This is a genomic window from Streptomyces sp. NPDC001663, assembly GCF_042893105.1.
In the GTDB taxonomy this organism is placed as follows: domain Bacteria; phylum Actinomycetota; class Actinomycetes; order Streptomycetales; family Streptomycetaceae; genus Streptomyces.
Map to the genome: position 1 here is coordinate 241,420 of NZ_JBIAUR010000017.1, position 23,475 is coordinate 264,894.

The 23,475-nt window shown below is 68.1% G+C and carries 25 protein-coding genes and 2 pseudogenes; 12 read left to right on the forward strand and 15 right to left on the reverse strand.

Going from position 1 to position 23,475, the window contains the following annotated elements; translation table 11 throughout:
- Nucleotides 1–17: 17 nt before the first annotated feature.
- From ACFY1L_RS42850 to ACFY1L_RS42875, 6 genes are all read right to left on the reverse strand, one after another.
- On the reverse strand, nucleotides 18–785 hold the full coding sequence (locus ACFY1L_RS42850) for a hypothetical protein (RefSeq protein WP_388837705.1): 768 nt from the start codon (nucleotides 783–785) through the stop codon (nucleotides 18–20).
- Nucleotides 782–913 carry a hypothetical protein gene (locus ACFY1L_RS42855; RefSeq protein ID WP_388837708.1) on the reverse strand — a complete coding sequence of 44 codons (132 nt, stop codon included), beginning with the start codon at nucleotides 911–913 and terminating at the stop codon, nucleotides 782–784. Before ACFY1L_RS42855 ends, ACFY1L_RS42850 begins: the two co-directional genes overlap by 4 nt.
- A gap of 1,636 nt (nucleotides 914–2,549) precedes the next feature.
- Nucleotides 2,550–2,924, reverse strand: coding sequence for a hypothetical protein (locus ACFY1L_RS42860; protein ID WP_388837711.1), 375 nt, complete (start codon nucleotides 2,922–2,924; stop codon nucleotides 2,550–2,552).
- A 368-nt stretch (nucleotides 2,925–3,292) separates the two neighbouring features.
- Nucleotides 3,293–4,474: an FAD-dependent oxidoreductase gene (locus ACFY1L_RS42865; protein ID WP_388837714.1), complete on the reverse strand. Its 1,182-nt coding sequence runs from the start codon at nucleotides 4,472–4,474 to the stop codon at nucleotides 3,293–3,295.
- Complete coding sequence (locus ACFY1L_RS42870) at nucleotides 4,474–5,631, reverse strand: MAB_1171c family putative transporter (protein WP_388837717.1); 1,158 nt, start codon at nucleotides 5,629–5,631, stop codon at nucleotides 4,474–4,476. The genes ACFY1L_RS42865 and ACFY1L_RS42870 overlap by 1 nt, the downstream gene beginning before the upstream one ends.
- A complete protein-coding gene (locus ACFY1L_RS42875; protein ID WP_388837720.1) occupies nucleotides 5,628–5,783 on the reverse strand; it encodes a hypothetical protein in 156 nt (51 codons plus the stop codon). The genes ACFY1L_RS42870 and ACFY1L_RS42875 overlap by 4 nt, the downstream gene beginning before the upstream one ends.
- Nucleotides 5,784–5,903: 120 nt before the next feature.
- Between ACFY1L_RS42875 and ACFY1L_RS42880 the strand changes: the two genes are divergently transcribed.
- Entirely contained in the window at nucleotides 5,904–6,140 is a 237-nt protein-coding gene (locus tag ACFY1L_RS42880) for a hypothetical protein (RefSeq protein ID WP_388837723.1), read from the forward strand.
- A 95-nt stretch (nucleotides 6,141–6,235) separates the two neighbouring features.
- Here ACFY1L_RS42880 and ACFY1L_RS42885 read toward each other — a convergent pair whose 3' ends face one another.
- The gene (locus ACFY1L_RS42885; RefSeq protein ID WP_388837726.1) at nucleotides 6,236–6,679 is read right to left on the reverse strand and encodes a helix-turn-helix domain-containing protein; all 444 of its coding nucleotides are present in this window, start codon (nucleotides 6,677–6,679) and stop codon (nucleotides 6,236–6,238) included.
- Nucleotides 6,680–6,977: 298 nt separating this feature from the next.
- Here ACFY1L_RS42885 and ACFY1L_RS42890 point away from each other — a divergent pair, with 298 nt between their 5' ends.
- Genes ACFY1L_RS42890 through ACFY1L_RS42900 form a run of 3 tightly spaced genes read left to right on the forward strand, consistent with a single transcriptional unit; the run spans nucleotide 6,978 to nucleotide 8,743 of the window.
- A complete protein-coding gene (locus tag ACFY1L_RS42890) occupies nucleotides 6,978–7,838 on the forward strand; it encodes a GGDEF domain-containing protein (RefSeq protein WP_388837729.1) in 861 nt (286 codons plus the stop codon).
- Nucleotides 7,835–8,242 (forward strand): hypothetical protein, encoded by a 408-nt coding sequence (locus tag ACFY1L_RS42895; protein ID WP_388837732.1) that lies wholly within the window; start codon nucleotides 7,835–7,837, stop codon nucleotides 8,240–8,242. Before ACFY1L_RS42890 ends, ACFY1L_RS42895 begins: the two co-directional genes overlap by 4 nt.
- 39 nt (nucleotides 8,243–8,281) lie before the next feature.
- Nucleotides 8,282–8,743, forward strand: coding sequence for a winged helix-turn-helix transcriptional regulator (locus ACFY1L_RS42900; RefSeq protein ID WP_388837735.1), 462 nt, complete (start codon nucleotides 8,282–8,284; stop codon nucleotides 8,741–8,743).
- Between the two features lie 123 nt (nucleotides 8,744–8,866).
- Here the strand turns inward: ACFY1L_RS42900 and ACFY1L_RS42905 are convergent, their stop codons facing one another.
- The 5 genes and pseudogenes from ACFY1L_RS42905 to ACFY1L_RS42925 all read right to left on the reverse strand — a co-directional run bounded on the left by ACFY1L_RS42905 (nucleotide 8,867) and on the right by ACFY1L_RS42925 (nucleotide 13,163).
- Complete coding sequence (locus ACFY1L_RS42905; RefSeq protein ID WP_388837790.1) at nucleotides 8,867–9,415, reverse strand: transposase; 549 nt, start codon at nucleotides 9,413–9,415, stop codon at nucleotides 8,867–8,869.
- A pseudogene (locus tag ACFY1L_RS42910) lies at nucleotides 9,412–9,582 on the reverse strand (winged helix-turn-helix domain-containing protein); the annotation flags it as partial. The gene ACFY1L_RS42905 and the pseudogene ACFY1L_RS42910, both read right to left, overlap by 4 nt.
- A gap of 599 nt (nucleotides 9,583–10,181) precedes the next feature.
- A complete protein-coding gene (locus tag ACFY1L_RS42915; RefSeq protein ID WP_388837738.1) occupies nucleotides 10,182–11,501 on the reverse strand; it encodes a nucleotidyltransferase in 1,320 nt (439 codons plus the stop codon).
- Nucleotides 11,498–12,040, reverse strand: coding sequence for an SLATT domain-containing protein (locus ACFY1L_RS42920; RefSeq protein WP_388837741.1), 543 nt, complete (start codon nucleotides 12,038–12,040; stop codon nucleotides 11,498–11,500). Before ACFY1L_RS42920 ends, ACFY1L_RS42915 begins: the two co-directional genes overlap by 4 nt.
- A 154-nt stretch (nucleotides 12,041–12,194) precedes the next feature.
- Nucleotides 12,195–13,163 (reverse strand): phosphotransferase, encoded by a 969-nt coding sequence (locus tag ACFY1L_RS42925; protein WP_388837744.1) that lies wholly within the window; start codon nucleotides 13,161–13,163, stop codon nucleotides 12,195–12,197.
- Nucleotides 13,164–13,250: 87 nt separating this feature from the next.
- Between ACFY1L_RS42925 and ACFY1L_RS42930 the strand changes: the two genes are divergently transcribed.
- A complete protein-coding gene (locus ACFY1L_RS42930) occupies nucleotides 13,251–13,502 on the forward strand; it encodes a hypothetical protein (protein ID WP_388837747.1) in 252 nt (83 codons plus the stop codon).
- An 828-nt stretch (nucleotides 13,503–14,330) separates the two neighbouring features.
- Nucleotides 14,331–15,044: a TetR/AcrR family transcriptional regulator gene (locus ACFY1L_RS42935; protein ID WP_388837750.1), complete on the forward strand. Its 714-nt coding sequence runs from the start codon at nucleotides 14,331–14,333 to the stop codon at nucleotides 15,042–15,044.
- A 52-nt stretch (nucleotides 15,045–15,096) separates the two neighbouring features.
- Here ACFY1L_RS42935 and ACFY1L_RS42940 read toward each other — a convergent pair whose 3' ends face one another.
- Genes ACFY1L_RS42940 through ACFY1L_RS42950 form a run of 3 tightly spaced genes read right to left on the reverse strand, consistent with a single transcriptional unit; the run spans nucleotide 15,097 to nucleotide 17,808 of the window.
- On the reverse strand, nucleotides 15,097–15,540 hold the full coding sequence (locus ACFY1L_RS42940; protein WP_388837753.1) for a nuclear transport factor 2 family protein: 444 nt from the start codon (nucleotides 15,538–15,540) through the stop codon (nucleotides 15,097–15,099).
- A complete protein-coding gene (locus ACFY1L_RS42945) occupies nucleotides 15,537–16,502 on the reverse strand; it encodes a PDR/VanB family oxidoreductase (RefSeq protein WP_388837756.1) in 966 nt (321 codons plus the stop codon). Before ACFY1L_RS42945 ends, ACFY1L_RS42940 begins: the two co-directional genes overlap by 4 nt.
- A 7-nt stretch (nucleotides 16,503–16,509) precedes the next feature.
- Nucleotides 16,510–17,808: a Rieske 2Fe-2S domain-containing protein gene (locus ACFY1L_RS42950; protein ID WP_388837759.1), complete on the reverse strand. Its 1,299-nt coding sequence runs from the start codon at nucleotides 17,806–17,808 to the stop codon at nucleotides 16,510–16,512.
- A 469-nt stretch (nucleotides 17,809–18,277) separates the two neighbouring features.
- Here ACFY1L_RS42950 and ACFY1L_RS42955 point away from each other — a divergent pair, with 469 nt between their 5' ends.
- The 6 genes and pseudogenes from ACFY1L_RS42955 to ACFY1L_RS42980 form a co-directional block, all read left to right on the forward strand.
- Complete coding sequence (locus ACFY1L_RS42955; RefSeq protein ID WP_388837762.1) at nucleotides 18,278–19,939, forward strand: GMC family oxidoreductase; 1,662 nt, start codon at nucleotides 18,278–18,280, stop codon at nucleotides 19,937–19,939.
- On the forward strand, nucleotides 19,936–20,358 hold the full coding sequence (locus ACFY1L_RS42960) for a heme-binding protein (protein ID WP_388837765.1): 423 nt from the start codon (nucleotides 19,936–19,938) through the stop codon (nucleotides 20,356–20,358). Before ACFY1L_RS42955 ends, ACFY1L_RS42960 begins: the two co-directional genes overlap by 4 nt.
- A gap of 37 nt (nucleotides 20,359–20,395) precedes the next feature.
- Complete coding sequence (locus ACFY1L_RS42965) at nucleotides 20,396–21,472, forward strand: amidohydrolase family protein (RefSeq protein WP_388837768.1); 1,077 nt, start codon at nucleotides 20,396–20,398, stop codon at nucleotides 21,470–21,472.
- On the forward strand, nucleotides 21,469–21,867 hold the full coding sequence (locus ACFY1L_RS42970; RefSeq protein ID WP_388837771.1) for a metal-sulfur cluster assembly factor: 399 nt from the start codon (nucleotides 21,469–21,471) through the stop codon (nucleotides 21,865–21,867). Before ACFY1L_RS42965 ends, ACFY1L_RS42970 begins: the two co-directional genes overlap by 4 nt.
- Entirely contained in the window at nucleotides 21,857–22,870 is a 1,014-nt protein-coding gene (locus tag ACFY1L_RS42975) for an alpha/beta hydrolase fold domain-containing protein (protein ID WP_388837774.1), read from the forward strand. The genes ACFY1L_RS42970 and ACFY1L_RS42975 overlap by 11 nt, the downstream gene beginning before the upstream one ends.
- Before the next feature lie 308 nt (nucleotides 22,871–23,178).
- A pseudogene (locus ACFY1L_RS42980) lies at nucleotides 23,179–23,475 on the forward strand (hypothetical protein); the annotation flags it as partial.

Below are 23,475 nucleotides of genomic sequence, written 5' to 3' on the forward strand. Positions count from 1 at the left end.
GCGTACCGGCTCCGCTGTCATCGCGCTGCCCTGGCCGTTTTGGGAGGATCGGCAGACTGCGCGGCGACTTGGTCGGCAAGTCGTTCCGCGAGGGCCGCGAGGGCTTTGCCGAGGTCCGACCGCCCAAGTGCGGAGCGCCGGCGGCTGCTGCCGGACAGGATCGCGGCTCCTTTCGGATCCTCGGGCAGCCTGGCCAGCACGCTGATCCCCAGCTCGCGGGACACCTCACGTGCGGGATAGCCGTCGCCCAAGAGCACGAGGGATGCACTTGTCGACCACTTGGCCAGCGCGTCTACTCTGCTTGCCGCATGAGCGAGCGCGTCGTCACGAGCCCGCATGAGCAACAGCAGAGCATCGGCGCCTTTGACGATCGGCAATGCAGGCGAGCGCGCTTCGATCCGCCCGCAGTCCGCGATGACCACCGCCCCAGCAGGTTCGGCTGCAGTCCGGAGGGCTGAATGCTCTTCACTCCCGCTCGTCAGTTCCATCAAGGCTGCATGAGCCTGGTCCGCGCCAGGTGGTGCGGCCACGGCACGTAGTTCTCCGGGCAGTTGCTGCGTGTGCTGCCACAGCAGGTCGGAGTGCTCGGCGCGTCGTGCGGCGGCGGCGAGGCTCACCAGCCCCGGTGTGAGTTCCAACCGGAAGCGGGCCACGAGGTCACCACCTGCCGGATCACACTCCACAACTACCGGTCGATGGCCGTGCGGCCATCGACTCGCAAGTCCCAAGCCAAGGGTCGTGGCGCCGGGCGAGCCCTTCAGACTGCCCACCGCGATCATCGTCATCGCTCACCACCTCCGTGTACGACCACGATGCGGACCGTTCCTTCGTCCGCTGCGGCCAACTGTCGGGCGTCGTCCTCGGCAAGTTCGAGCGTCACGACCGTCAGCTGCTCGTCCTGGGCGGATCGCACATCAGCGACCACAGCCGGCCACGACCTGACGCTCGCACGCATTGTGGTACCGCCGCTCTCGGGCACGACTACCGCGGAAACGTGATTCCCCAGTCCGATGCCTGCAGGGACCTGACCGGCCTTGAGTCCTACTGCGACTCGTGCCTGCCCCGTAGCTGGAACCCGTGCGGGGCCCAGCACGCTCTCGGTCAGCAGCGAGTCCCCGGGCAGGCTGTAGGCCAGTGGGCGTCCTTCCACGGTGGCACGAGATGCGGCGGGTAGGACGCCGAGCCCGCTGCCGTGAGCGACCCTCACCTCGCGCAAATCGGAGCTCTTCAGCTGCTGCCCCACACTCACCGGCCGGGCGAGCGCGAGCACAGTCTCACGCTGCCCCAGTCGGCTGGACAGCAGCACGCTTCCCGTCGTACAGCCGAGAACCAGCAGAACCCCCATCACGAGGTACGGCAGTTGCCTCCGACGCGCTACGACCGAGAGTCGGCTCGGGGCACGCTCGGTGCGGCGGCCCGGCCCACGCGGGTCTGTCCTTGCCGCCGAGGGCTTGTCTCGCCCCTTGGCGCGCATCTGCGTAGTCACCTGTCGCCCTCTTCCCTGAGTTGGCTTGCGATGTTCAATGCCTGGCTCTCGACTACACGCACTTGGGCGTTCGACGTGGTCGTCAGGTCAGGGAAAGTTCCGGACTGCCCGGCTCCGCGCCAGCTGACTGTCCAGTGCACGGTTACCGAGACGGGATACGCCTCGCCCAGCTGTCCCGCAGAGGAAGTGCGATACGTATGACCGCAGTCCGGCGAAGGCCTCTGGGCCTGTGCAGCGCTCCCGCTCTCTGGTTCCGAGGTGTACACCGTCCCTGGGCCTCTGCACGTGACCGTGCTGCCATCCCCCATCCGCCAGATCACCTCAGTGGGCCGCGCCGCGGCCTTGACCGAGACCCCGGGCACCGAAGCCGTCGCGGACACCTGCCGCCAGGCGCTCCGGGCGAGCCACAACCATGTCGGCAGGTTCACCAACTGCTCGCCGGGCGGGCTCATTTCGATCGTCGGAGAGGGAAGCCGGAGCTGCTTCCGAGCTCGCTGCGCGAGATCCACAGGTGCAGGCGGGGGCACCGAAGCGGCTACTAGCTGGTGAAGCTGATCGGGAATCCAAACCGGGGGTCGGTAGAAGGCATCCCGTGCGCCTCCCACAGTGCACTTGTACACGTACCAGGCGCCCTTCCCCTCCGGTTTCGGTTCGCCTGCCCGCCGGCTCTCAGCGGGTCCGAGGCGGCGTACGACGACCACCGCCGCCGCAACCACCCCGGCCCCCTGCACCGCCGGCCCGTGATAGGCAGCCTCGGCCACCTCCGGCGGAGGCTCGTAATCGCTTCGTTCGTAGGCGCACATCGCGAGATTCGGATCGCGATACGCCTTCCGTCCGGATCCGCTTCCGCGGCCGCCCTTGCCGCCACCGTTGGGCGAGGGAGCCCGAGGAGTCGCATGCCGTGGCGCCGTATCCGGCCGGCCACTTTTACCAGCACTCAGTTCGCACCCCGGATACGGATTCTGTGAACAGTCCACAGATCCCCATCCCCCATCCGCGAACGCCGGGACAACGCCCGTGCCGAGCAGCACCACTGCAGCACCTGACACGACGGACGCACGCCTCAGCACGATCCGACCCCCTCGACGGCGAACCGCGTGACCTTCCAGGTCCCGTCGTCCTGCTTCTTGACCTCCGCGGTGATGCGCTGGCGCCCTCCTGGCCTCTGGTCCGCCAACTTGCCCGTCCTCTTGCGGTACTTCAGCCAGTGGGAGGAGTCTCCGCAGTCGGAGATCATCACCGCGGTGGGCTTTTTCTCGGGCGATATCTGGCTGACCGATGGCGAGTTCTTCGGCTCGCCCTTGGTGATGAGACCGTTGAGATGGTCGGCGTACATGCCACGAGTGATCGCTCCGAGCGCATCACCCGTGGCGTTCCGCGCGAGCAGGGGTGACGTCCAGTTCGAGGTCTTGGCCGCCGTGGCCATGTCCTGCCACATGCCCAAGTACACCCGTGTCGCCTGTTCTTGGGCGGACTGAACATGGGACGACGTGGGCGAAGCACTCGGACTTGCCACGCTGGACAGATCGCGGTCGCCGGTGCCTTCGTCACCGGCCGTGCCATGGCCCGAGTCGGTACACCCGGCGGCGACTAGGGCCAATGTCGTGCCGACACCGACGTACAGGGCCCGGCAATTCACTCTTCCGAAACCAGGCACGGCGGTCACCTCCCGAAGAGGACGTACGCTCCTGCCCAACCACGCGTCGCGCGGGGGCCTGCATCCATCCCTACTCGGCGCCGGCGGTCCTACTTCAAGGTGCGTGGGCGTACTGACTTTCGAGTCGGTACGCCGCAGTTGCCGATCCTTTACCCAATGGCGAGCTTCTCGTGCCAGTCGATGTGATGCCGAGTGAGCCAAGGAGCCGCATTACGGGGACCGTCCTTCAACAGCCGCGGCAGCATAAAGTCCCGTAAGACGCGTTGGAGTGGAGCCGGGATTGCGCGCTTACGCATCTGAGCGCTTGTGGCGACAAGGGCTTCAACGCGCTTACGCCGCAGTTGCTCATACCTCTCGAACGCCTTCGATACGCCCCGTAGATCGCGGAGACACATCGCAAGCAGCACACTGTCCTCCAGGGCCATGGCTGCTCCATGTCCGGCGTTCGGCGAAGCGGGATGAGCGGCGTCTCCAATGACGATCACGGGGCCTGCAAACCAGGTGGGCGTCGATGCCATGTCGTAGACACGGATCCCTACGATGTCGTCGCCGCTCGCGCCGATGAGGTCAGCGGCCGCAGGCAGGTCTGCACGCACCCGTGTCAGTGCCAGCCGTTTCCAGTCCCGGGAAGGAGCCGTGGCCGAACCGTCTTTGCCAGGCACGTTGGTGAACCACCAGGTGTCGCCCCCCGGCGTGGTCAGGTAAGCGAAGAAGGCCCGCTTCCCGTAGATCATGCGGAACGTCTCCGGTGGAGCGAGCACCGGCGCTTTCCTCGCATACCCGCACACGACGTCTTCGCCCGTGTACTGAGGACGGGGCGCATCGCCGTCGATGGTCCGCCGTACGACCGAGTGGATGCCGTCGGCGCCCACGAGGAGATCACCGTCGTCCAGGCTGCCGTCCTCGAACGTGGCCACGACGCGCCCGGCGGACGTGCGCGCGGCGGAAACCAGTCGCTTGCCGCGCTTCACGGGGATGCCGCGTCGTGTCGCTTCACCCTGCAGGGCCTGGCAGAGGTCGGCGCGCGTCAGGATGCGCGGTGCGGGCAGTGCACCCTGCGCGTCACGGTCCAGCCGGGCGCTGGCTAGTTGTTTCCCCCTGGATGTGGCGAAGTCGATGCGGCTGCCGACGAAGGACCGGTCGAGCACTGGTTCGTGGGCATCGATCGCGCTCAGTGCGTCGATGCCGTTGGCGAAGAGCGAGAGGAAGGCTCCGCGTTCATCAACCCCCGCGGGATGGGCCTCGTACACGACGGAGGAGATGCCGGCTTTCTGAAGCGCGAGAGCGGTGGCGGAACCGGCGACCCCGCCGCCGATGATCAATGCGTGCATCACGTTTCTCCGTTCTGGCGTTCCACACGGAGTGCGTCAGACAGTGCGATGAGCTCGAGAGCGTCGGCGTCCAGGGAGGCGTCCTCCGGCACTGCGATGGGCACCGCACTCGCCGCAGCCGGAAGCCCCTCGGCACGCGCTTTCAATGCCCGTCGTAAACCGCTGGAGACTTCCTGAGGAGTTCGACTGCTCGTGCAGTCGGGTGCCTTGACGTAAGGGCTGATGCGGACGAGACCGTCACGGCATTCAATGACCCGACGGTAGTAACGGCGGTGAACAGCACGTGGATTCAGGGCATCCCGCCAAGGCCTCACCGGAACGCGCGGCAGTACGTTCTCCGGGAAGTGCTCGTGCAGCACGCCCCACAGAGGCGCCAGCCGGCGGAACTGCCTCAGGTGGCGCCACCACAGGCGTAGCGCAATCGCGTGCATGACCGCGGCCGGGTACGTAACGCCCACCAGGAAAGTGACGACTCCCGGCAACAGGAGGAACACCGCGGCGAACCACCCGAGTGCGGTGCTTGCGGCTCCATTGGCGTGCAGGGAGTCCGGCGCGGAACCACCGCCTGCCCAGCGCAGCACAACGGCCACGATGAAGAGGACACTCGCCATCACGATCGCGGTCATGCCGATGGCAGCCAGACGAAGCCCCCGCCGCAGTCGAGGCCCCGCACCACGCGCATACCGGCGGTTCCACACCCAGGCTTGGCTGAAGCCGAAAACGCAGTACGCGTCCGCGGCCACGAAGAACACCGCCACGTACGTCACCCGGTGATCGCGGGTTCCGGCTCCCTCAGGTGTGAGCAGCGCAGCCGTGATCAGCACGGCGAGCGTCACAGCCAGTGGGACTCCGTACTGCCAGGCCCTCTTCGTCGCCTGCGGGGCGTTGAGAGCCGAATAGAGATAGAAGCAGACCAGACCATGGACACCCATCACCACAAGTGAGTGCTCGATCAGGCGCGATTCCATGGGCGTCGCCCCAAGCAGGCCGGCTTGCCGGTCGGCGGCCCGGCCGAACGGGAAAGACACCGTCCAACCGGTTATGAGCCCGCACAACGACCACAGGGCCCGATCGTGCGGCGCTCGCATCAAACGGACGACCGTCCAAACGAGTACGACGCACGCGCTGATTCCGTAGATGGCAAGGAGATCGCTCACAGCCACCCCAGCCGGTCGCTCAGTGCCTTACCCATTCGCTCGGCCGCGCCGTCGTCCCGAGCCTTGGGAACGACGTGATCGAGTACCGATGCCCACTCGAGGATGATCGTGGCCACGGTCTCGGCTTCGCGTTCCTGCTCGTCGTCGTACACGGAACGTCCCAGTGCGCACCGAATCGCACTCTCCGGGAGGAGAGGTAACTCCCCATGCCGCACTGCGGCTTCAGCGCCTCTCCCCAGAACCGACGCCAGACCAGGTGGGGAGCAGCTCTGGTGCTGAGCGAATCGGTGGCCGAACTCGTGGAGGATGATGTGCCGTTGATGAGCTCGGCTGGTCTGCCGCTGGTAGACGATGAAGTCGGCGTCATCGGTGCCGATCCACAGGCCGAAAGGCCCCGGCACTGGGATGTCGTAGGGCAGCAACCGGATTGGTTTGCCCTGCTGTTGTGCGAAACGCTGGCACAGCTCCTCTACGTCCAGAGGCGGCTGTATATCCAGATCGTTGAGTAATCGCCGACAGCGTCTGCGTAAGTCACGCTCACTCATCGGTCTCGGGTCCCTCCCGTGCGCAGCGGGTCATGGGCGTTCCGTGGCAGTGACAGATTTCAGTTGATCGGATCCACAGAATCCCGGGCCTGGTTCTGGGCGAGCACGTGCTCGACGATCTGCGTCACGATGGCCAGTCCTTCAGGACTGAGCTCCAGAGCCCGCAGGGCGAGGTTTCTCACCTCAGGGTTGTGTCCGACTCTGGCCAAGGCCAACTCTGCGTCGGTGCGGGTTTCCGAGAGAGAATCAACGAAGTACGACTCCGAGACCCCGAAAAACCGCGCCAGCACTGCCAGCAGATCCATCGATGGATTGCGCTTCGTACCATTGCGCAAAGCGGACAGATACGCCCCGCTCACCCGGAGCCCGGGCTTGAGCTCCTTCAGCGCTGCGGCGACTTCGTCATTGGTGTATCGCCGCTCCTTCGGCCCCTCCGGACGGATCTCGTCGAAGAGCCGCTCCAGCCTCTCAGCCAGCTTCGTTCGCTCCGCAGCACCAGGCACAACCACATCCCCCTGAACACGGAACTCCCCCCGATGCCCTTTCACTTCCCTTTACCAAAGCATCGGTTGACAGGACTGAACGGTTCCACCCTAGACTCACACCCCGTCAGATTCAACCAGCAGTTGAGCCAGAGAATCTGTCAATCATCCCAGAGTTGTTCACTCTTGAACCGCCGAGGCACGAACGGCCGCTTGGGCGCCCGGAAAGCCGACGACTCGCACCAGCTCCACATCCCCGCCTGTCGGCCCAAGACGCCTCAGCGCAAGCCACATGCCGCGCTGCGAGGGGACGATGAACATGGCTCCGCAAGCGACTTCGCTACACCGTTCGCGTACGGCGACCGGCTCTGCCTACGGTTCGCCATTCCACGAATCCACCGACTCGGCAACGACGGCACACAGCCGGGCCGGCCGCTGCACCACATGCGGTGAGTCCTTCGTCGACGCCATCACCGGCACGCTCTACCGGCACGCTTGGGATCGCTGGGCGGCCTGCACCCTGGCAGACGCCCGCCGCGACCGCCGATCACTCGCATTGATCCTCGCCGACGTCGACCGGTTCAAGACGATCAATGACACGTACGGCCATCCCGCCGGCGACGCCGTGCTCCGCGCCATCGCCGACGTGCTCCGGAACGGAAGCGGCGAAGCCGGGCTCGTCGGCCGCTACGGCGGCTGCGCCGGCGACGAGTTCCTGATCCTGCTCCCCGACTTCGACCTCAACCGCGCCCTCGTCATCGCCCGCAGAATGCGCGACCGGGTCCGTGGTCTGACCGTGGACGTGCGCACGCAGCGAGGGGTGAACGTCACGCTGACGGGCCAGACGGTCTCGATGGGCATTGCCGTAGCCGCCGACCTACCGCAGGGAGCGCTGGCTGATCTGCTCCTGGACTGCGACGCGGCCCTGCGCCAGGCCAAGAGCAGCGGCGGCGACCAGGTGCGCGTCGCACTCCCCTGCACCGGCCTCTTCGCCGACGACTCCGGCAAACAGGCCATCGACACACAGGGCCTCGGCGTGCGCCTGATGCTCGCGCCCGACCACTGTCTCCCCCGCACCGCCGAGCACGAGATCGCTCTGTCCCCTCTCGGCGTAGAGCACGTCTACACCGTCCTCTCCACCCTCCTCAACCGATGCACAGCCCCCCTGGACACATCATGAAGACAGATGAACAACACCAGTCCGTCCCCTACGCGGCCTGGGTTCCCGTAGACGGAGCGTCCGCCGTCGCCGCGGGCGAGTGGTGGGACGCCGTACGCATCGAGGAGCCCCTCGGCATCGCAGTCGTCCACTACTTCCGAGCACTCAACCCCGCGCAGCTCGGCCCCGTCATCGCCGACCCCGACATGAGGATCCCCAGCGTGTACTTCCTCGTCCCTCCGGGCACAGCCGCGGACTGGAGCGCGCCGCGCTCTCGATGCCTGGGGCGCAATTCCTACGTCGTCGTCCCCAACGTCTGCCGGACCTACCCGCTGGGACCACACTGGCTCGTCAGACCGCAGTACGCGGCCCGTCACACCGACCCGACTTGCTTGCGGTGCTTCCTCGACCTGACTGAGAGGTGACCGCGTCCACCAACTGACTGCTGGGGCAAGGAGTTTGCTGTGCAGGATCCGCCGGATGACGGCGCTCGCCGACGCAACCGTTTCTCGCAGTGGCCGGGGCTGCTACGTCGCAGGGCCCATGTGCGGCAGCGACAGGACTACCAGCAGCAGCCCGGCTGGACGGTCGCCCAACAGTCAAGGTACGCGTTGCGGATTCTGCGGCGTGAGTGGGTCACCGACGTTCTGGAGGTGCTTTCAGCCGGCCCGAGCCAGTACGGGGTACTACTACAGGCCATCCGGGACAGAACGGCGAATCCTCAACAGCCGTCGGAGCGGCGCTACATCCAGGATTCCGTGCTGAATCGGACACTCAGCAAGCTCCGGGAGGAGGGGCTTGTGTTGCGGGACAGAGAGGAGACGTTTCCCTATCACACGACGTACCTGATCACGGAGGCGGGACGACAACTGCTGAATGCGCTCGGGCCGCTGGCCAGTTGGTCGATACGGCACAAGCGGCTGTGATCGGGGACATGGGGTCTGGTGAGCCATGGCCCGGTAACCGACCGAGGTCCATGGGTCGGTGGGCTGGGAAGAGGACGCCGGGAAGAAGGTCGAGACGACCTTTCAGCAGCGCAAGACGTACTGTTACTGACCTTGCTGGCGTGATGTCGTCAAGGTGAGGCCGGTTTCAGCGAGACATCCATCGATGAGGTTGTTGCGGTACTGGATCTTGCGGAGGCCGTGCCGCAGTGAACACATCAGGTGCTCAGGGTGGGTGAAGGCGGTGTTGGCCTGGCTGCTGCGTCGCAGCAGTGACCAGATGCCCTCGACGGGATTGAGGTCAGGTGCATAGGCCGGCAGGAAGTAGCAGGTGATCCAGTCGTGGGTGTCGATGAACTCCCTCAGCCGTCTGTCCCTGTGCACGTTCAAGTTGTCCCAGACGAGCACGATCGGCGCGTCGAGCTGTTGGTGGGCGGTGGTCAGCAGGTCGCGATAGTCGGTCCAGGTGAAACTGCGTCTGCCGGCCCGCTTGTGATCGAGATTTCGCTTGGGCCGGTAAATCAGACGGGAGCGTTCGCCCTGCCTGTAGCAAGCCAAAGCGGCAACGGAGAAGCGGCGTTGGGAGCGTCCCCGCACTCGGCTGATGGGTGTGTGTCCGCGCCTGGCCCAAGTGCGGGCCGTGGGCGGCGTCATCGAGAACCCGGCCTCGTCTTCGAAGCAGAGCCAGGCCCCGAGCGCCGCCACGGCGTTTCCACCTGCGGCCAGGTCTCCTTCACCCACCCGGTGACGGCTTCCTCGTCGCGCTCGATCGCGCGACGGGCCGGCACCTGGTGGCTGAAGCCGTGCCGGTGCAGCATCTGCGCGATCGCCGACAGCACCTTTGGTGATCGGCGAGGACCGAGTCACGATGGTCGGGCCGGCCCTCCAGGACCGAGGTGAGGCAGGTGCCACAGGTGCCCTGTTCGCAGTCAAGCGTCACCCGAGGCGAATCCTCGTGCTCGCAGGTCATGCCGCAGCCGGGGCAGGTTTCCGTCGCCTGCTCCCACCGATCGATCCAGTCCAAATCGACACGCCACCCATGATCGCAGCGCACAGAACATCTGCCGCTCTCGCCAGAAGTCGATCCGCCGTTCCACGACACCATTCTCCGGAAGCGTCCGACGGAGAACCAGCCTCAGCCGAGGTCTCGAACCCGCCGAAACTCCGCTTCCGCGGCATCTGCTTCGTCGCTGAGCAGATCGACGATCTACTCAGCGGACCTGCCGGGATCCCCGGAACGCAGCTCTGCCGGGCGGCGGGCAGCATACCACTTCCGCAGAAGCCAGCTCCGCGTTGAGCAGGCACTCGGACATGACAGCGAGAGAGCTGCTCATGCTTCAACCCTAGGGGCGGATGCGTCTGATGCGACGAGACCCCGACAGATTCGTCGAGGCCTCGTCACGCTCCGAGGATCGGTTCCCTACAAGGCGTTCGCCCTCTTGACGCTCGTGTTACCGATCGGCACGTCGATCCGGTCCCGAGCGACGACGACCCCGTCCTTGACTACGTAGCACTCGACGACGTGCTCGCCTTTGAAGTCCGAGTGCTCGATGCGGACTCCCCGCTTGCTCGAGTCGACGATCTGGCCGCGGATCGCGTCCCGCCGCTCGGCTTCCGGACCACGATTGAGCACCTTCCACTTCAGCGTGTAGGGCTCCCCGACCGAGCAACTGGTGACCACGAACCTCAAGCCCTTGTCGGCCTTGAGCAGGATCCCGCCGCGACGCATCGCGCGAAGCCAGGTCGGACGCCATCCGGCCTGCGTGACCTCGCAGTCGATGGACACAGTCTCGGACACGTCGACCGGGAACTCATCCTCGATGAACTCCTCGGTGTCCCTGAACGACCGGGACGACTCGCTCGCGCTCTTCGCCAGCGGCACCGACGTGCCGAAGACCTCGCGCCACTTCTTGTTGGCGGACGTCTTGCCTTCGTCCGCGATCGCCTCGAGGCATCGGTTGTACGCCTTCTTCGCCTTCGGCTGGAACTGCGCCTTGACGTGGACCCGCTGCCGGCTGCCCAGCGCCAGGTAGTACTCCTGCTCTGACTGATCCTTGAGGAATTCGAAGAAGTCGCGGGCCATGAGGTCGAACGAGCCTGTGCCCGCTGCGTCGTAGTCGTCGGTCTGGTCGAAGAAGTTGTAGACGAGGATGTCGATGAGCAGGCCGCCCATGTTTACGCCGTTCGCGTTCTTCCAGGCCCGTGCCATCCGGGCGAGGTGGCGCATGTTCGTCGAGGTGCGGTCGTTGCACTCCTTGGTCGCGGCGATCTCCTCGCGCGGCTTGGTGACCTTCCAGCCCTCAGCCTTCGTGTCCGGGTAGTCGAAGCTGCCGTCGACGTTCTCGAATGCCGGCTGGACCTCGAACTTGAAGGCGTTGGACGTGAACCGCACTCGGACGACACACTGGTCGACGCGGATCTCAGTGTTCTTGTACCGCGCCTTGAGGTCGTCCCGAACCCTCTCGAGAATTCTCCGCGGGCCGGTGTCCCCCTCGTAGCTTGACCGGATCCCGGGCGGGAGGATGAAGATCATGTCGAGGTCGGACACCCCCTTGATCGCGGTGTGCCGGCCGAACGATCCGACCATCAGCTTGTAGTCGGTGCAGCCGTCCTTGTCGCGGAAGTCCTTGTTGAGCGCCTTCGTGATCTCGTCCCGCCGTGAGGCGACCGTCGTGGCCGTCTCCCCGACCTTCAGGTTCTTGAGCAATGTTTCGAAGATCTCTGAGGTCTTCATCGTCATGCCTCGCCTTCGCCGAGCCGGAGCGCCTCCGGGAGGAAGAGGTCGATCTCGCGCGAGGTGAACGTCATCTCCTCGTTGTTCTGCAGCCCGCCCTGGGCGCGCGCGAACGCCCTGCTGCTCGTCCTGGGCGCGTCGGCGTAGGCGTCGCGCGCGGCCTGCTGCAGCTCGTCCCGCCGCTCTCGGCCCTCCGCGTTGGAGACGGTGCCGGACATCAGGTCGGCGATGAGGGAGATGTAGGACTCTCGGACGTCCCACAGCCGAGAGGCGATGCCGCGGTGGGCCTCGGACTCCTCCTCGAACTTGAAGGTCTTCGTCCCAAGGCTCATCCAGCTGACCAGGAGCGCGATAGAAGAGGTCGCGAGGCTCGTCAGCACTGCGTTGCCGAGCAGGCCGACCACCGCGGCAAGGAAGGTGCCCGAGCTGATCGCCGTGAGAGCAATGAGGACGCCCTGCTGCCACCGGTGCTTGGTGAAGCAGATGTCCGCCTGTTTCTCATGGGTCTTGTGGCTGTAGACCACGCGCCCGAAGGCCTCTCGCATCTGCGCCAGAAGGTACGGGTCGCGGTCAGGCACCGCGTCGCTCTCGGGTGTCAATTCGTTCCTACTCGGTCGAGGACTCCTGGACATGCGCCTGAAAGTCAGTTGCACATCTTCTGAGTATGGCGGCGACCACTGACACTCCGACCGACTTGAGCTACCTCCCGTTCAGGCCGCGCTCGATCCGGCCCGCCCTGCGGCCCTCTCCTGCTTCGCGCAGGTAGAGGAAAGCGGTGGACACGATGCCGCGGAGCCGCTCGCCTTCCTTCTCCGCGGCGGCCCCGCGAAGCAACTGGCTCCAGGCCCGGGCGAGAGCGAGGCTCAGAGCAACTGGTACTGATCCGGGCAGACTGGGGCCGGACCTGGCAGCTCGCCGACGCCTGTGCCGCGTGCGCGGTCGCGATTCCGCAGGCGGCGACCATCCCGGAGCCCCCTGCGTCGTGCGACGGTACGGCCCGCGAGTCGCCGGCGGCCGGCGCCTCCTATGTGCTGGAAGAGCCCGGCGAGTGGATCGAATCACTGTGAGCAGCGCCGTATCGCGGCCGTGGCAGGGATCCGGGGAACCGGCCAGAGGTTCGATTTGCCCGGTATCTGCTGTGGCGGTCGGGTCCCGTGGTGTCAGTGCGGGCGGTGCGGACGGCCCGGTGAGACAGAGGGTTGTCGTGGCCGCGATCCGGGGGCAGCCAGAAGGAAGCGGGCAGCAGGTCGACTTCGCGGGCCGCCTGATCGAGGTCGGCGGCAACCGGCTCCAGGGCCGTGTAGACCGGGTCGCCGCCAGCGGCCATGCGGCGGATGACGTCCGCGTTGGTTCTGGCCCGCTTCGCCACGACAGCTTGGAACTGCAGGCGGTCGCCCTCGTATCCGTAGGCGTCGAGCAGGCGCAGGCGCCGAGAACGGTCCTCGAAGGCGGTGAAGCCGGTCCGCTCGGCGGGCCCTCGTACGTGCAGGGAAACCAGGTCAACGCCATGAAGGCCAGGTCGAACTCCCGCGTTGAGGGCCTGGCGGTGTCACAATCGAAGAAACCCGCGAGGCCCCGGTCGCGCCAGAGCACGTTCCACCATGCGGCGTCGTGGTGCCCGGTGCTCAGTCCGGGGCCGCCACGTCTGTCCGGCGAGCCAGCGCGCATCGAGTGGCGGGCTGAAAGATTCAGTCACATCGTGCACCCTCCGCGCCCACGCCCCCACCTGCCTCAGCGCGCTCTCGGAGCCAATACGTGCTCCGTATCAGCAACCTGATCACTGCCCACCAAGGCGACCCGGCCATGACCTTCGAAGAGGCTGTCGCCTCAGTCCCTGCCGACAAACTGCTGGGCGGCACGCTGCAGAGTCTGGCCCCACACGCCATGGGCAGGACCCTGGACATGGACACCCTGCACAAAGCCAGGCAGGCCCGGAATTGGATCGCCCACGAAGGAGCCTCGATCGGTGCCATCTGGTCAGTGGACCGCGACCGCATCCTTCAGTAAGCGGTCAAGCTGCGCACCGCCGTCACGGATCTCGCTGACGGCGACAACATCTCGCAGTGGTGCCACGGCCTGGCCGAACCACACGACCCGCCACCCACGGACTGGGTCAACGGCTACCCCGACGCCGTCGACACCTGGGTCTTCGGTCATCTCCGTGGCCTGCTGCCCCAGCAAACCCAGAGCCCCGCAAACTCGTAGTAACGGCAAAGAAACCCAGCGGTTGGAGCTTTGGTGCAGGTCACAATGCCCCGCCATCTGCCTGGAGGCACTCGAAGGAGACGTTGTCCACTACGGGCAGGTAGGACGACGGGTCGATGGTCGCGGACTGAATCCACGGCGCAGGGCGCAGCTGGAAGTCATCGTGTTGAGTCCCGGCTGAGGTCGCCACAAGCGTCTGCCGAGCCACGAGTTCGGATGTGCGGGCCTTCTTCTCGGGTGCTGCACCGGTCCGCTGTGCCGGGATTTGAGCCTGCTGCGGCTGGGCTGACGCCGGGGCACGACCTCCGACTCCGCACGATCTTGGACCGGCCTACGGGTTCACCACCACCCCCTCGATCCCAGATAGTCAGCGTCCGGACAGGCAACTATCTGCGCCGTCAAGTCCCGCTCGCTCCCAATCGCTTGCACTGCAGTCGCAGCATGAACCGAACCGACACCTCCAGAGCAAGATCCGGACCATGTCCGGACCAGCTCAGCCGAAGGCTGCGCCAACTACCGTTTCGCCTGGTCAATGTGGACGCAGCTGCTGTACCACCAGCAGACGGAGAATCTCAACGGACGCCGCAAGTGGTTGGCCTGTCCAACAAGGCCGCCGGTAAGGTCGTCCATGTGACAGGGGAAGAGGCGACACCAGGAAAGTCGGGAGCGGCGTCCGGCAGGCAGCAGCGCCGGAGGCACCCCGATGATCCCGGTCGTCAGCGCGACCCGGTGGGCACCCGGCGGGCCATTCTGGCCGCCGCCGGCGCGGAGTTCGCCGCCCACGGTTTCGACGGGGCCCGGGTCGTGCGGATCGCGGAGTCGGCCGGCGTCAGCCATCAGCTGATCACCTACTACTTCGGGGGCAAACGCGGGCTGTACGAGGCGCTGAGCGATCAGTGGCTCGAGGAGTCCATGCGCGTCAGCCAGGCCCGTACCTTCGCGGATGCCGCGCGGCGCTACGTCCACTGGGCGCATGAGGACCCCGCGTGGGTGCACACGCTGACGCGCGAAGAGCCCGGCACGCGCCCGCCCGCCGAGGACGAGCGGGCCGCCGAGCTGTTCAAGCACGTCGAGGAACTCCGCGAGCGGCAGGCGCGCGGTGAATTCCGGAGCGACCTCGACGTGGGGGCCGTGGCCCTCGTCTTCTTCGCCGCCTCGATCGCTCCGGTGGCCATCCCGTGGATCGCCCGTGAACTCGGCCAACAGGACCCAGAATCACCGGAGTTCATCGACCACTACGCGGAGCAGGTAGGGCGGATCGTCTCCGCGCTCGCCGAAGCGACAACAGCGACACAGGCGGCACAGGACGAGAGCTCGCCGGTGGACGGCGAGCCCCAGGACTGACGACCACCGGATCCCCGACCGGATCGCCGGGTTCCTGGAGTCCGTGCGCCGCTCAGCCGGGCGGCAGTCGCCGGGCCATCTGGAGGTGCGCCAGCTGCCGGCCGCCCGACGGGGAGCGCACCCAGACCCGGGTGACGGCGGCCTGGATGACGAACGGGGTGAGCTCGGGCACGAAGGCGACCCGCATCTCCTGGAGACAGCTGACCACGGCCGTGGTGCCGAAGCGCTGGACGGTCACGTCATGGGTGTCCACCTGACTGGTGCGGCCCAGGCGTGCCGCGTACCGCAACCAGTCGTCGACGCCGTGGATGTGGCCCACCGCCGAGTGCACGATCACGCAGTCGGGATGCATCAGGGCGCGGAGCGCCGGTTCCGGGTCCGGGAGGGTCTGTGCGGCGAGCCAGGCGGCCTCGGCCTCCTCGACCGTGGCGGGAGCGGAGGCGGGGACGGGGGCAGCGGCGGCGAGGTCTTTCGCCGCGGTCGATGAGGTGGTCACAGTTCCAGCTCCAGGATCGGGGACTTCGACCGGGACGAGCACGGGGTGAACAGACCCTCCCCGCGCTCCTCGTCGGTCAGGACGTCGTCCCGGTGGTCGGGCTCACCGGCGCGCACCCGCACGATGCATTCGCCGCAGATGCCCTGTCCGCACGAGTTGGGCGCCTCGACGCCGTTCGCCAGCAGGACGTCCAGGACGCTCTGGTCCTCGGGAACGAGGTACTCCGCTCCCGTGGAGGACAGGCGCACGGTGAATCCGCCCTCCCCTCCCCCGCCGGGCTCGGCCGCGACTGGGGGCGAGGCGCTGAAGCGCTCCTTGTGCAGGGCGGACGCGGGCCATCCGAGCTCGGCCGCCCGCCCCAGCGCGTAGTCCATGAACCCGCCGGGGCCGCAGACGTAGACCGCGGTCCCGGGAGCGGGGTCCCCCAAGTCGCTTCCCAGATCCAGGCGTTGCTCCGGGGGCTCGTCGTCGAAGTGGAGGGTGACCCGCGGGTGGTTCTCCAGGTCGGCGAGGAACGCGGCCTCGCTCCGGCTGCGGGCGCAGTAGTGCAGGTGGTAGTCGCCCCCGGTGGCGTCGAGGCTCTGGGCCATCGACAGCAGCGGGGTGATGCCGATGCCGCCCGCGAGAAGCACGTGCCGGCGCGCGGACGTCAGGCCGAAGCGGTTGCGCGGTGCGGCGATGCGCAGCGTGTCGCCCTCGGCGAGGGCGTGCATGGCGCGTGAACCACCGCGCGAGGCGGGCTCGTCGAGGACCGCGAGCCGGTACTGCTTGCGGATGCCCGGTGGTCCGCACAGGGAGTACTGCCGGATCAGTCCCGCCGTACCGACCTGTACGTCGATGTGGGCACCGGGCTCGTACTCCCACAGTTCGTCGCCGTCGGCCCGGGCGAGGTCGAAGACCGCGATTCTCGGCGTGGCGTCGTACCGGGCCACGACGACCGCGTCCGTCCAGATGGTGCTCACGCTTCGGTCACGCCCCTGCCGCCGTGGGCGCTGCCGCCCAATCCGTCTCCGTGGGCGCCTCCGGCCGGGTGACGAGGCCGGCCTCCACACGGCGGACCGGCTCGCCAGGGGTGGCGACGCCGAGCGAGGTGCGTCCGGCCTCGACGTCGTCCAGCATCGTGCGCAGCATGCGCCGGAGCATGACGACGCCCTTGTCGGACGGCGCCAGGGTCTCTTCGGAGTGCTGGGTAATGGGGCCCTGTGACCACTGGGCCTCGTAGTCGCCGGGGAAGCGCTGCTTCTCCTCCTCGCTCAGCTGCCAGCCGTCCTTGCCGTTCTGCTTGATGCCGAACATGAAGGACGTGGCCCGCTCGGGGTCGGCGGAGCGGATGGAGAAGACCAGCCGGTGGTGGGTGTCGTCGGCGGGGACGACCCAGATCAGCATGTCGTTGCGGACGTCGGGGGTCGAGCGGATGAAGTCGGGCAGGGCGATGACGTTGGGCAGCATGCACTCCACCGACCACTCCAGGTCGACGGGTGCGCCACCGTCGCCCTTGGTGTCCTGGTAGCGCCAGACGTACTTCACGCCGTTGTCGGTGCGGTGGTAGGTGGTGCGCTCGGCGGCGGTGCGATGGTCGTAGTAGTGCTCGGGGAAGCCGGTCGTGCCGGTGCCCTGGAACTGGAACCCGCTGTGGTTGGAGTGCAGCCACGCGGCGTGCACGGGGTCGACGGCGTTCTCGAACAGCTGGAGCCAGTTGTAGTCCTGCTCCAGGCCGATGACCTCGGCGCCGGGCACCATCCAGCTGGTGTGGTAGCTCTCGCCCTCGCCCAGGGGCTCGAGGCTGTCGTAGCGCGGCAGCGGGGGCTTGAGCTCGGGCGGGCCCATGTAGACGAAGACCAGGCCGTAGGCCTCCTCCACCGGATACCACGGCTGACGTGCGAGATTGCGGCGCTTGCCACCGTCGAGTTCGCAGGCCTGGTCCAGGCAGTGGCCCTGCACGTCGAACTTCCAGCCGTGGTAGCAGCAGCGGATGCCGTCCTCCTCGACGCGACCGTAGAAGAGGCTGCTGCCGCGGTGCGCGCACCGCTCGAAGACGACGCCGGGGCGGCCCCGGCCGTCCCGGAAGACGATCAGGTTCTCGCCCAGCAGGCGCACGCGGTGCGGAACGTCGCTGGTCAGGGCGGTGGAGCTGGCGATCGGCTGCCAGTGGCGGCGCAGCGCCTCGCCCATCGGGGTGCCGGGGCCGACCTCGGTCAGGCGGGCGTCGTGGGAGGAGGGCTTGCGGCCGTAGCCGGTTCCCGTGTCGGGCACGGTCGTGTCGGTCATGTGGACCATCTCCTCGGCGTTGAGGCTGTGGGGACGCGTGTACGAGGGCTGTTCGAGGGGGTCGGACAGCCCGCGGTCGAGGCTGCTTCGCGTTGTCGCGAGGCGTTACGGCGCGAGCGTGCGGCGGCTCTCCGGCACGCTCGGACAGGGACGGACAGGCACGGCGAGCGGTGTGCGCCCCTGAGGCGTTTCATGCCGTTGTACGGCTCTGATGAAAAACTGTCAATGACTCCGACCTGGTTTGATGAATTACTTGCAGACCCCTGTCGGATCGCCGGACGCCCTTGTTACGGTGACCCGGCACCGAGGTGACGCCCCGCTCGCGGACTGAGCCGCACCTCGCGACAACACCCGAGAACGTGCCGAGCCATGCGACCGCCTCCCCGCGATTTCCCGCAGCTCCTCCAGCGCGCGTTCGCTCCAGAGCCGAAGGAGACGAGATGTCCGGACCCAGCGCAGGACCCTCCGTATGAGCGCCGGGCACGGCGCCGAGTACGACCACGTCGTCGTCGGCGCGGGTACGGCCGGCTGCGTCCTCGCCGCGCGCCTGTCCGCGGACACCGGGACACGGGTGCTGCTGATCGAGGCTGGCCCGCCCGCGGACCGCGGTCTGCTCGTTCAACTCCCCCTCGGGGTCGGGCTGCTGTCGGGACGCAAGGACATCGGCTGGGGTTACGAGTCGGAGCCCGAGCCGGGCCTGAACGGCAGGCGTATCCCGGTCCCGCGTGGCCGGCTGGTCGGCGGCACCGGATCGATCAACGGCTCGACCCATGTCCGCGCGCACCGCCTCGACTACGACGACTGGGCCAAGTCCGGTGCGACGGGATGGGGTTGGGATGACCTGCTGCCGTACTTCCGCCGCTCGGAGAGCAGTTGGCGCGGGGACACCGAGCACCACGGCGGGTATGGACCCGTCACCGTGTCGACCACGGTCCGGCGAGGTCCCTTCGGCCGCCGTCTGGACCGCGCCGCCCGATCGCTGGGCATCGAGTTCCCCGACGACACCCAGAGTGGGGACCCCACCGGAGCAGGCCAGGTCGAGAACGCCATCCACCGTGGGCGACGGCACAGCACCGCCGCCGCGTACCTGCGCCCCGCGCTGCGACGACGCCCCGGCCTCGCCCTGCTCACCGGGGTGCTGGTGGACACGCTCGTGCTCGACCGGGGACGCGTGACGGGCGTCCGTGTCGTGAAAGGCGGACAGAGCCGGGTGATCCGGGCGGCCCGCGAGGTCGTGGTCTGCGCGGGTGTCTACAACTCGCCGCAGCTGCTGATGCGTTCGGGCATCGGACCGGCGGATCACCTGCGCGAGCACGGCATCGAACCGGTGGCGGACCTGGCCGGCGTCGGCGCCAACCTCCAGGACCATCCGGCGGCTCCCGTGCTGTTCGACGTCAGGGATCCGGTGACTTTCCACGAGCACCTGCGCGTCGACCGCGCGGCGGTGGGCGCGCTCCGCTGGCTGCTCACGGGGAACGGTCCGCTGGCCGGGATGCCCGAGTTCCTCTCCGCGTACATTCGCACCCGCCCCGACCTGGACCGTCCCGACGGGTTCCTCGGCATCCTGGCCGGCGGTTTCGACGCCCGGCCGTGGTTCCCCGCCATCCGGCCGCTGAAGGACCGGCACTGCGTGGCCCTCAACGCCGTCGCGACCCCCCGCAGCCGCGGCGAGGTCAGGCTGGGCTCGGCCGACCCGGACGCCCCGCCGCGGATCACGTTCAACCTGCTCACCGAGCCGGAGGACGTCGCCGCGCTGCGGGAGACCGTGCGCACCACGCTGGCCCTCCTGCGCAGCCCGGAGGTCTCCCCGATGATCCGGGCGGAGCTCGCACCGGGCTCCGATGTGCGCACCGACGCCGACTTCGAGCGCTATCTGCGCGAGACCGGTTACTCCGCCAACCACGCCTGCGGCACGTGCGCCATCGGAACCTCCGAGACCGCGGTCGTCGACCCCGAGCTGCGGGTGCGCGGCATCGACGGACTGCGTGTCGTCGACGCGTCGGTGCTGCCGACCGTGCCCGGCGCGAACATCAACGCCACCGTCATCGCCGTGGCGGAGAAGGCCTCGGACCTGATCCGCGGGATCCCGGCAGCCTCCGGTGCCCCGCTCCATGAGGGGACCGCGGGATGAGGGAACCACTGTCGTACGCCATCGCGTACAAGGCGGCCGAGGCCGCACTGGACGCGGCCCGGGCCGAGGGGGCGCGGATCTGCGTGGCGGTCGTCAACCGCAGCGGCATCACCAAGGTGCTGCTCAGCGACGACGGAGTCGGCCCCATCGGGGTCGAGACCGCGCGCCGCAAGGCCTACACCGCCGCCGTCACCGGCGTGCCGACCTCGAAGTTCGCCGCTTTCGCCGCGTCACCCGCGATGGCGGTCGCGCCTGTGCACCACGTCGACGCCGGCCTCCTCGCCGTACCGGGCGGGGTGCCCATCACCGTGGACGACGGCGAGGTCATCGGTGCCGTCGGCGTCGGCGGAGCCGACGCCGAGACCGACGAGCGACTCGCCTCCCACTCCCTGGAAGGCCTGAAGGACCTGACCGCGTGAGCGCCTCCGCCACGCGTGACACCGAAGGAGAACGACCGTGATCGAGGACTTCCTCGTCGTCGAGGGCGTGGCCCACAACTACAACTTCCGGCCCGAGAACTGCGTCAACCCGCATATCGGGGCGGCCATCGGCGAGCACCTCTACGGCCTGCACAAGCGGGTCAGCGGCCCCGAATACACCCTCGAACGCTCCACCTACATGCGGGGCGCGGGCGCGGACATCATCGGCCGGGCCCTGCTCGCGGAGAGCCAGACCGACGTGATCGCCTACCACGAGACGCCCATCTACGGCCACTTCCGGGACGGGGGCTCGGCGCTGGGCGTCGGCCTTGAGATGCGCGAGAAGTGGCCGGAGCGCGTGCTGATCTACGGCGCGGTGTCCCCGCTGCGCCCCGGCGCCCTGGACCGGGTGGACGAGCTGGTGGAGAAGCACCGGGTCAACGCCCTCAAGCTCTATCCGATCGACGTCGTCGAGGGCCGGGTGACCGCGCTGGACATGGGTGACCCGGAGATCTGCTTCCCGCTGCTGGAGCGGGCCCGGCAGCACGGTCTGAAGGTCGTGGCCATCCACAAGGCCCTCCCGGTCGGACCCGGTCCGACCTCCGCCCTCGGGATGAGCGACGTGGAAGCCGCCGCGCTGGCCTTCCCCGACCTCACCTTCGAAGTCGTCCACGGCGGCATGGCCTTCGTCGAGGAGACGGCCCTTCAGCTGGAGTCCTTCCGCAACATATGGGTCAACCTGGAGGCCACGTCGTTCATGGCGGTCTACGCACCCCGCCGCTTCGCCCAGGCAATGGGTGCCTTCCTCCAGGCCGGTGCCGCCGAGCGGATCATCTGGGCGACCGGCTGCGACGCCGTCCACCCCCGGCCGGCGATCGAGGCGTTCTGGAACTTCGAGATGCCCCGTGACCTGATCGAGGAGTACGGGCTGCCCGAGCTCACCAAGGAGATCAAGGCCGACATCCTCGGCCGCAACTTCCTGCGGATGCACGGCATCGACGAGAAGGACCTCCGCGAGCGCATCCGAGGCGACGAGTTCGACACCACCGAACTCCAGGAACCGTGGGGCGGACGCGTCGCCCCGGTCGACGACGCGTTGGCCGGTGCCCGATGACGGTCACGGAAACCCAGGTCCGCGCGACGCTCAACGAGATCCTCGATCCGTGCAGCATCACCGCGGGAGTCCCTGCCGGACTCGACGACATGGGACTCGTCGGTGACATTCGCGTACAGGACGACGGCGCCGGCGGTCAGCGCATCGCGGTCACCGTCGGCGTGACCGAGCCGAGCTGCGTGCTCATCGGCTCGTTCGCGACCGAGGCCCAGCTCCGGCTCACGGCTCTGCCCGGTGTCTCAGCAGTGGACGTGCGGCTGGCGGACGACTTCGACTGGACCCCGGACAGGCTCGCACCGCACTACCGGCAACGGCTCGACCAACACCGTGAACACAAGCGTCGCGCCCTCCCCCTTCTCGCCATGACCAGGACAGGACCAACCGTTGACCAGTGAGACCTCACAGCAGCCGCACACCCCCGACCCGACGACCGTGGCGGCGAACAACGCCGCGGTCATGGGCCGCTTCATGGAAGGGCTCAGCCGGGCACCGCTCCCGCCCGAGAGGGCCGACCCGACGTCCGTCCGGGTGGTGCGCGACATCGCATACGGCGCGGCACCGGGCGCGGACCTGCGGATGGATCTGTACCTGCCGACGTCGTCCGCGTCGGCCCGTACCCCCGTGATCGTATGGCTGCCGGGTGGCGGCTGGCGGCATCAACGCCGGGGCTACGGACCCCACTTGCCCCGGCTCTTCGCCGAACGCGGATACGCCATGGCGGACATCGAGTACCGCTCCTCCGAGGTCGCCGTCTGGCCCGCGCAACTGCACGACGTCCAGGACGCGTTGGGCCGCCTGCACGACCTCGCGGACACCTACGGCCTGGACCCGGCGGCGATCGGCCTGTGGGGCAGCTCGTCAGGCGCGCACCTCGCACTGCTCACGGCCTTCGCCACCGACGCCGACGGTTCCCCCGCGGTGCCCGACGTACGCGCGGTGGTGGCGGGCTACCCCCCGACCGACCTGCTCCGGCTCAATGAGGACGCGCTGCCCGGTGGAATGCTGGGCGTGGATCCCTCCGATCCGGCATGGGGTCTGCTGGGCGGCCCGCCGTCGGACCGGGCCGCCGCCGCGGTCGAGGCCAGCCCGGCCCGGCAGGCCCACCCGCAGGTGCCGCCCGTGCTGCTCCTGCACGGCGACGCCGACCTGCTCATCGGCCCGGCCCAGAGCCGCCGCCTCCACGACACCCTGGTCGCCGCGGGCACCGAGTCCCATCTGCTGCTGGTGCACGGCGCCGACCACGGCCTCCTCAACACCGGCGCCTGGGAACTGAACCCCATGACGGCCACGGTGCGGTCCTCACGCTTCCCGGACGCCGAGGGCTCCGTGCGGCTGACCCCCCAGCTGATCGAGCGCTTCTTCGACCGCCACCTGCGAACGGACCCCTGGAACACCTGACCCACCACGGCGCTACGACGACGGCATCGGCCGCGCTCCGCTGCCACCTCCGTGAATCACCTCCGACTCACGGCATCGTGCGCCTCATCGTCACACCAGGCGTCTCGTGCCGACGCGCTGTCCGATTGCCGCTCGGCGTTGTCCACCTTTCGCGGCACGTGACAAGGGTCAGGGTACGACGACCCCGCCCGACACTCGCGGGCCCCCAGAACAGGACCGCAATCCAGTACGGCGAGCCGGGTCTCCGCGTACCGCGACCGAGGTGGGCGGAGCAAGGCGGTCAGGACGGTCTCTGTGGTCCCGACGGAGTGGACGACCCCGACCTGGTTGACGCTGTTCGGCGGCCGGGAGCGCGGGGCCGATCGGCCAGCCAGGCGGTCGCCTTCCGCCGGAACGCGGCACAGTCCGGGCGGTGCGGCAAGGAAGCGGTCTACGACAGCACGGTCTTCCCCACCGACGGGGCGAGCGCGGGCCTGGCCGCCCTCCGCCAGGCGCTGGACGCGCCGAGGACACTGCGCGACTACGGCATGCCCGAGGACGGCATCGCCAGAGCGCTGGGGCCAATCATGAAAGCGATCCCGGCCAACAACCCCACCCCCGTCACT

Excerpts from the sequence above, each read along its gene's own strand:
- ACFY1L_RS42890 (WP_388837729.1), top strand. The coding sequence starts at position 6,978 with ATGGCTCCGCAAGCGACTTCGCTACACCGTTCGCGTACGGCGACCGGC.
- ACFY1L_RS42970 (WP_388837771.1), top strand. The coding sequence starts at position 21,469 with ATGACGGTCACGGAAACCCAGGTCCGCGCGACGCTCAACGAGATCCTC.
- ACFY1L_RS42960 (WP_388837765.1), top strand. The coding sequence starts at position 19,936 with ATGAGGGAACCACTGTCGTACGCCATCGCGTACAAGGCGGCCGAGGCC.
- ACFY1L_RS42955 (WP_388837762.1), top strand. The coding sequence starts at position 18,278 with ATGAGCGCCGGGCACGGCGCCGAGTACGACCACGTCGTCGTCGGCGCG.
- ACFY1L_RS42920 (WP_388837741.1), bottom strand. The coding sequence starts at position 12,040 with ATGCGAGAGGCCTTCGGGCGCGTGGTCTACAGCCACAAGACCCATGAG.
- ACFY1L_RS42925 (WP_388837744.1), bottom strand. The coding sequence starts at position 13,163 with ATGCGCGCTGGCTCGCCGGACAGACGTGGCGGCCCCGGACTGAGCACC.
- ACFY1L_RS42865 (WP_388837714.1), bottom strand. The coding sequence starts at position 4,474 with ATGCACGCATTGATCATCGGCGGCGGGGTCGCCGGTTCCGCCACCGCT.
- ACFY1L_RS42950 (WP_388837759.1), bottom strand. The coding sequence starts at position 17,808 with ATGACCGACACGACCGTGCCCGACACGGGAACCGGCTACGGCCGCAAG.
- ACFY1L_RS42915 (WP_388837738.1), bottom strand. The coding sequence starts at position 11,501 with ATGACGATGAAGACCTCAGAGATCTTCGAAACATTGCTCAAGAACCTG.
- ACFY1L_RS42850 (WP_388837705.1), bottom strand. The coding sequence starts at position 785 with ATGACGATGATCGCGGTGGGCAGTCTGAAGGGCTCGCCCGGCGCCACG.
- ACFY1L_RS42905 (WP_388837790.1), bottom strand. The coding sequence starts at position 9,415 with ATGACGCCGCCCACGGCCCGCACTTGGGCCAGGCGCGGACACACACCC.
- ACFY1L_RS42860 (WP_388837711.1), bottom strand. The coding sequence starts at position 2,924 with ATGTGGCAGGACATGGCCACGGCGGCCAAGACCTCGAACTGGACGTCA.
- ACFY1L_RS42895 (WP_388837732.1), top strand. The coding sequence starts at position 7,835 with ATGAAGACAGATGAACAACACCAGTCCGTCCCCTACGCGGCCTGGGTT.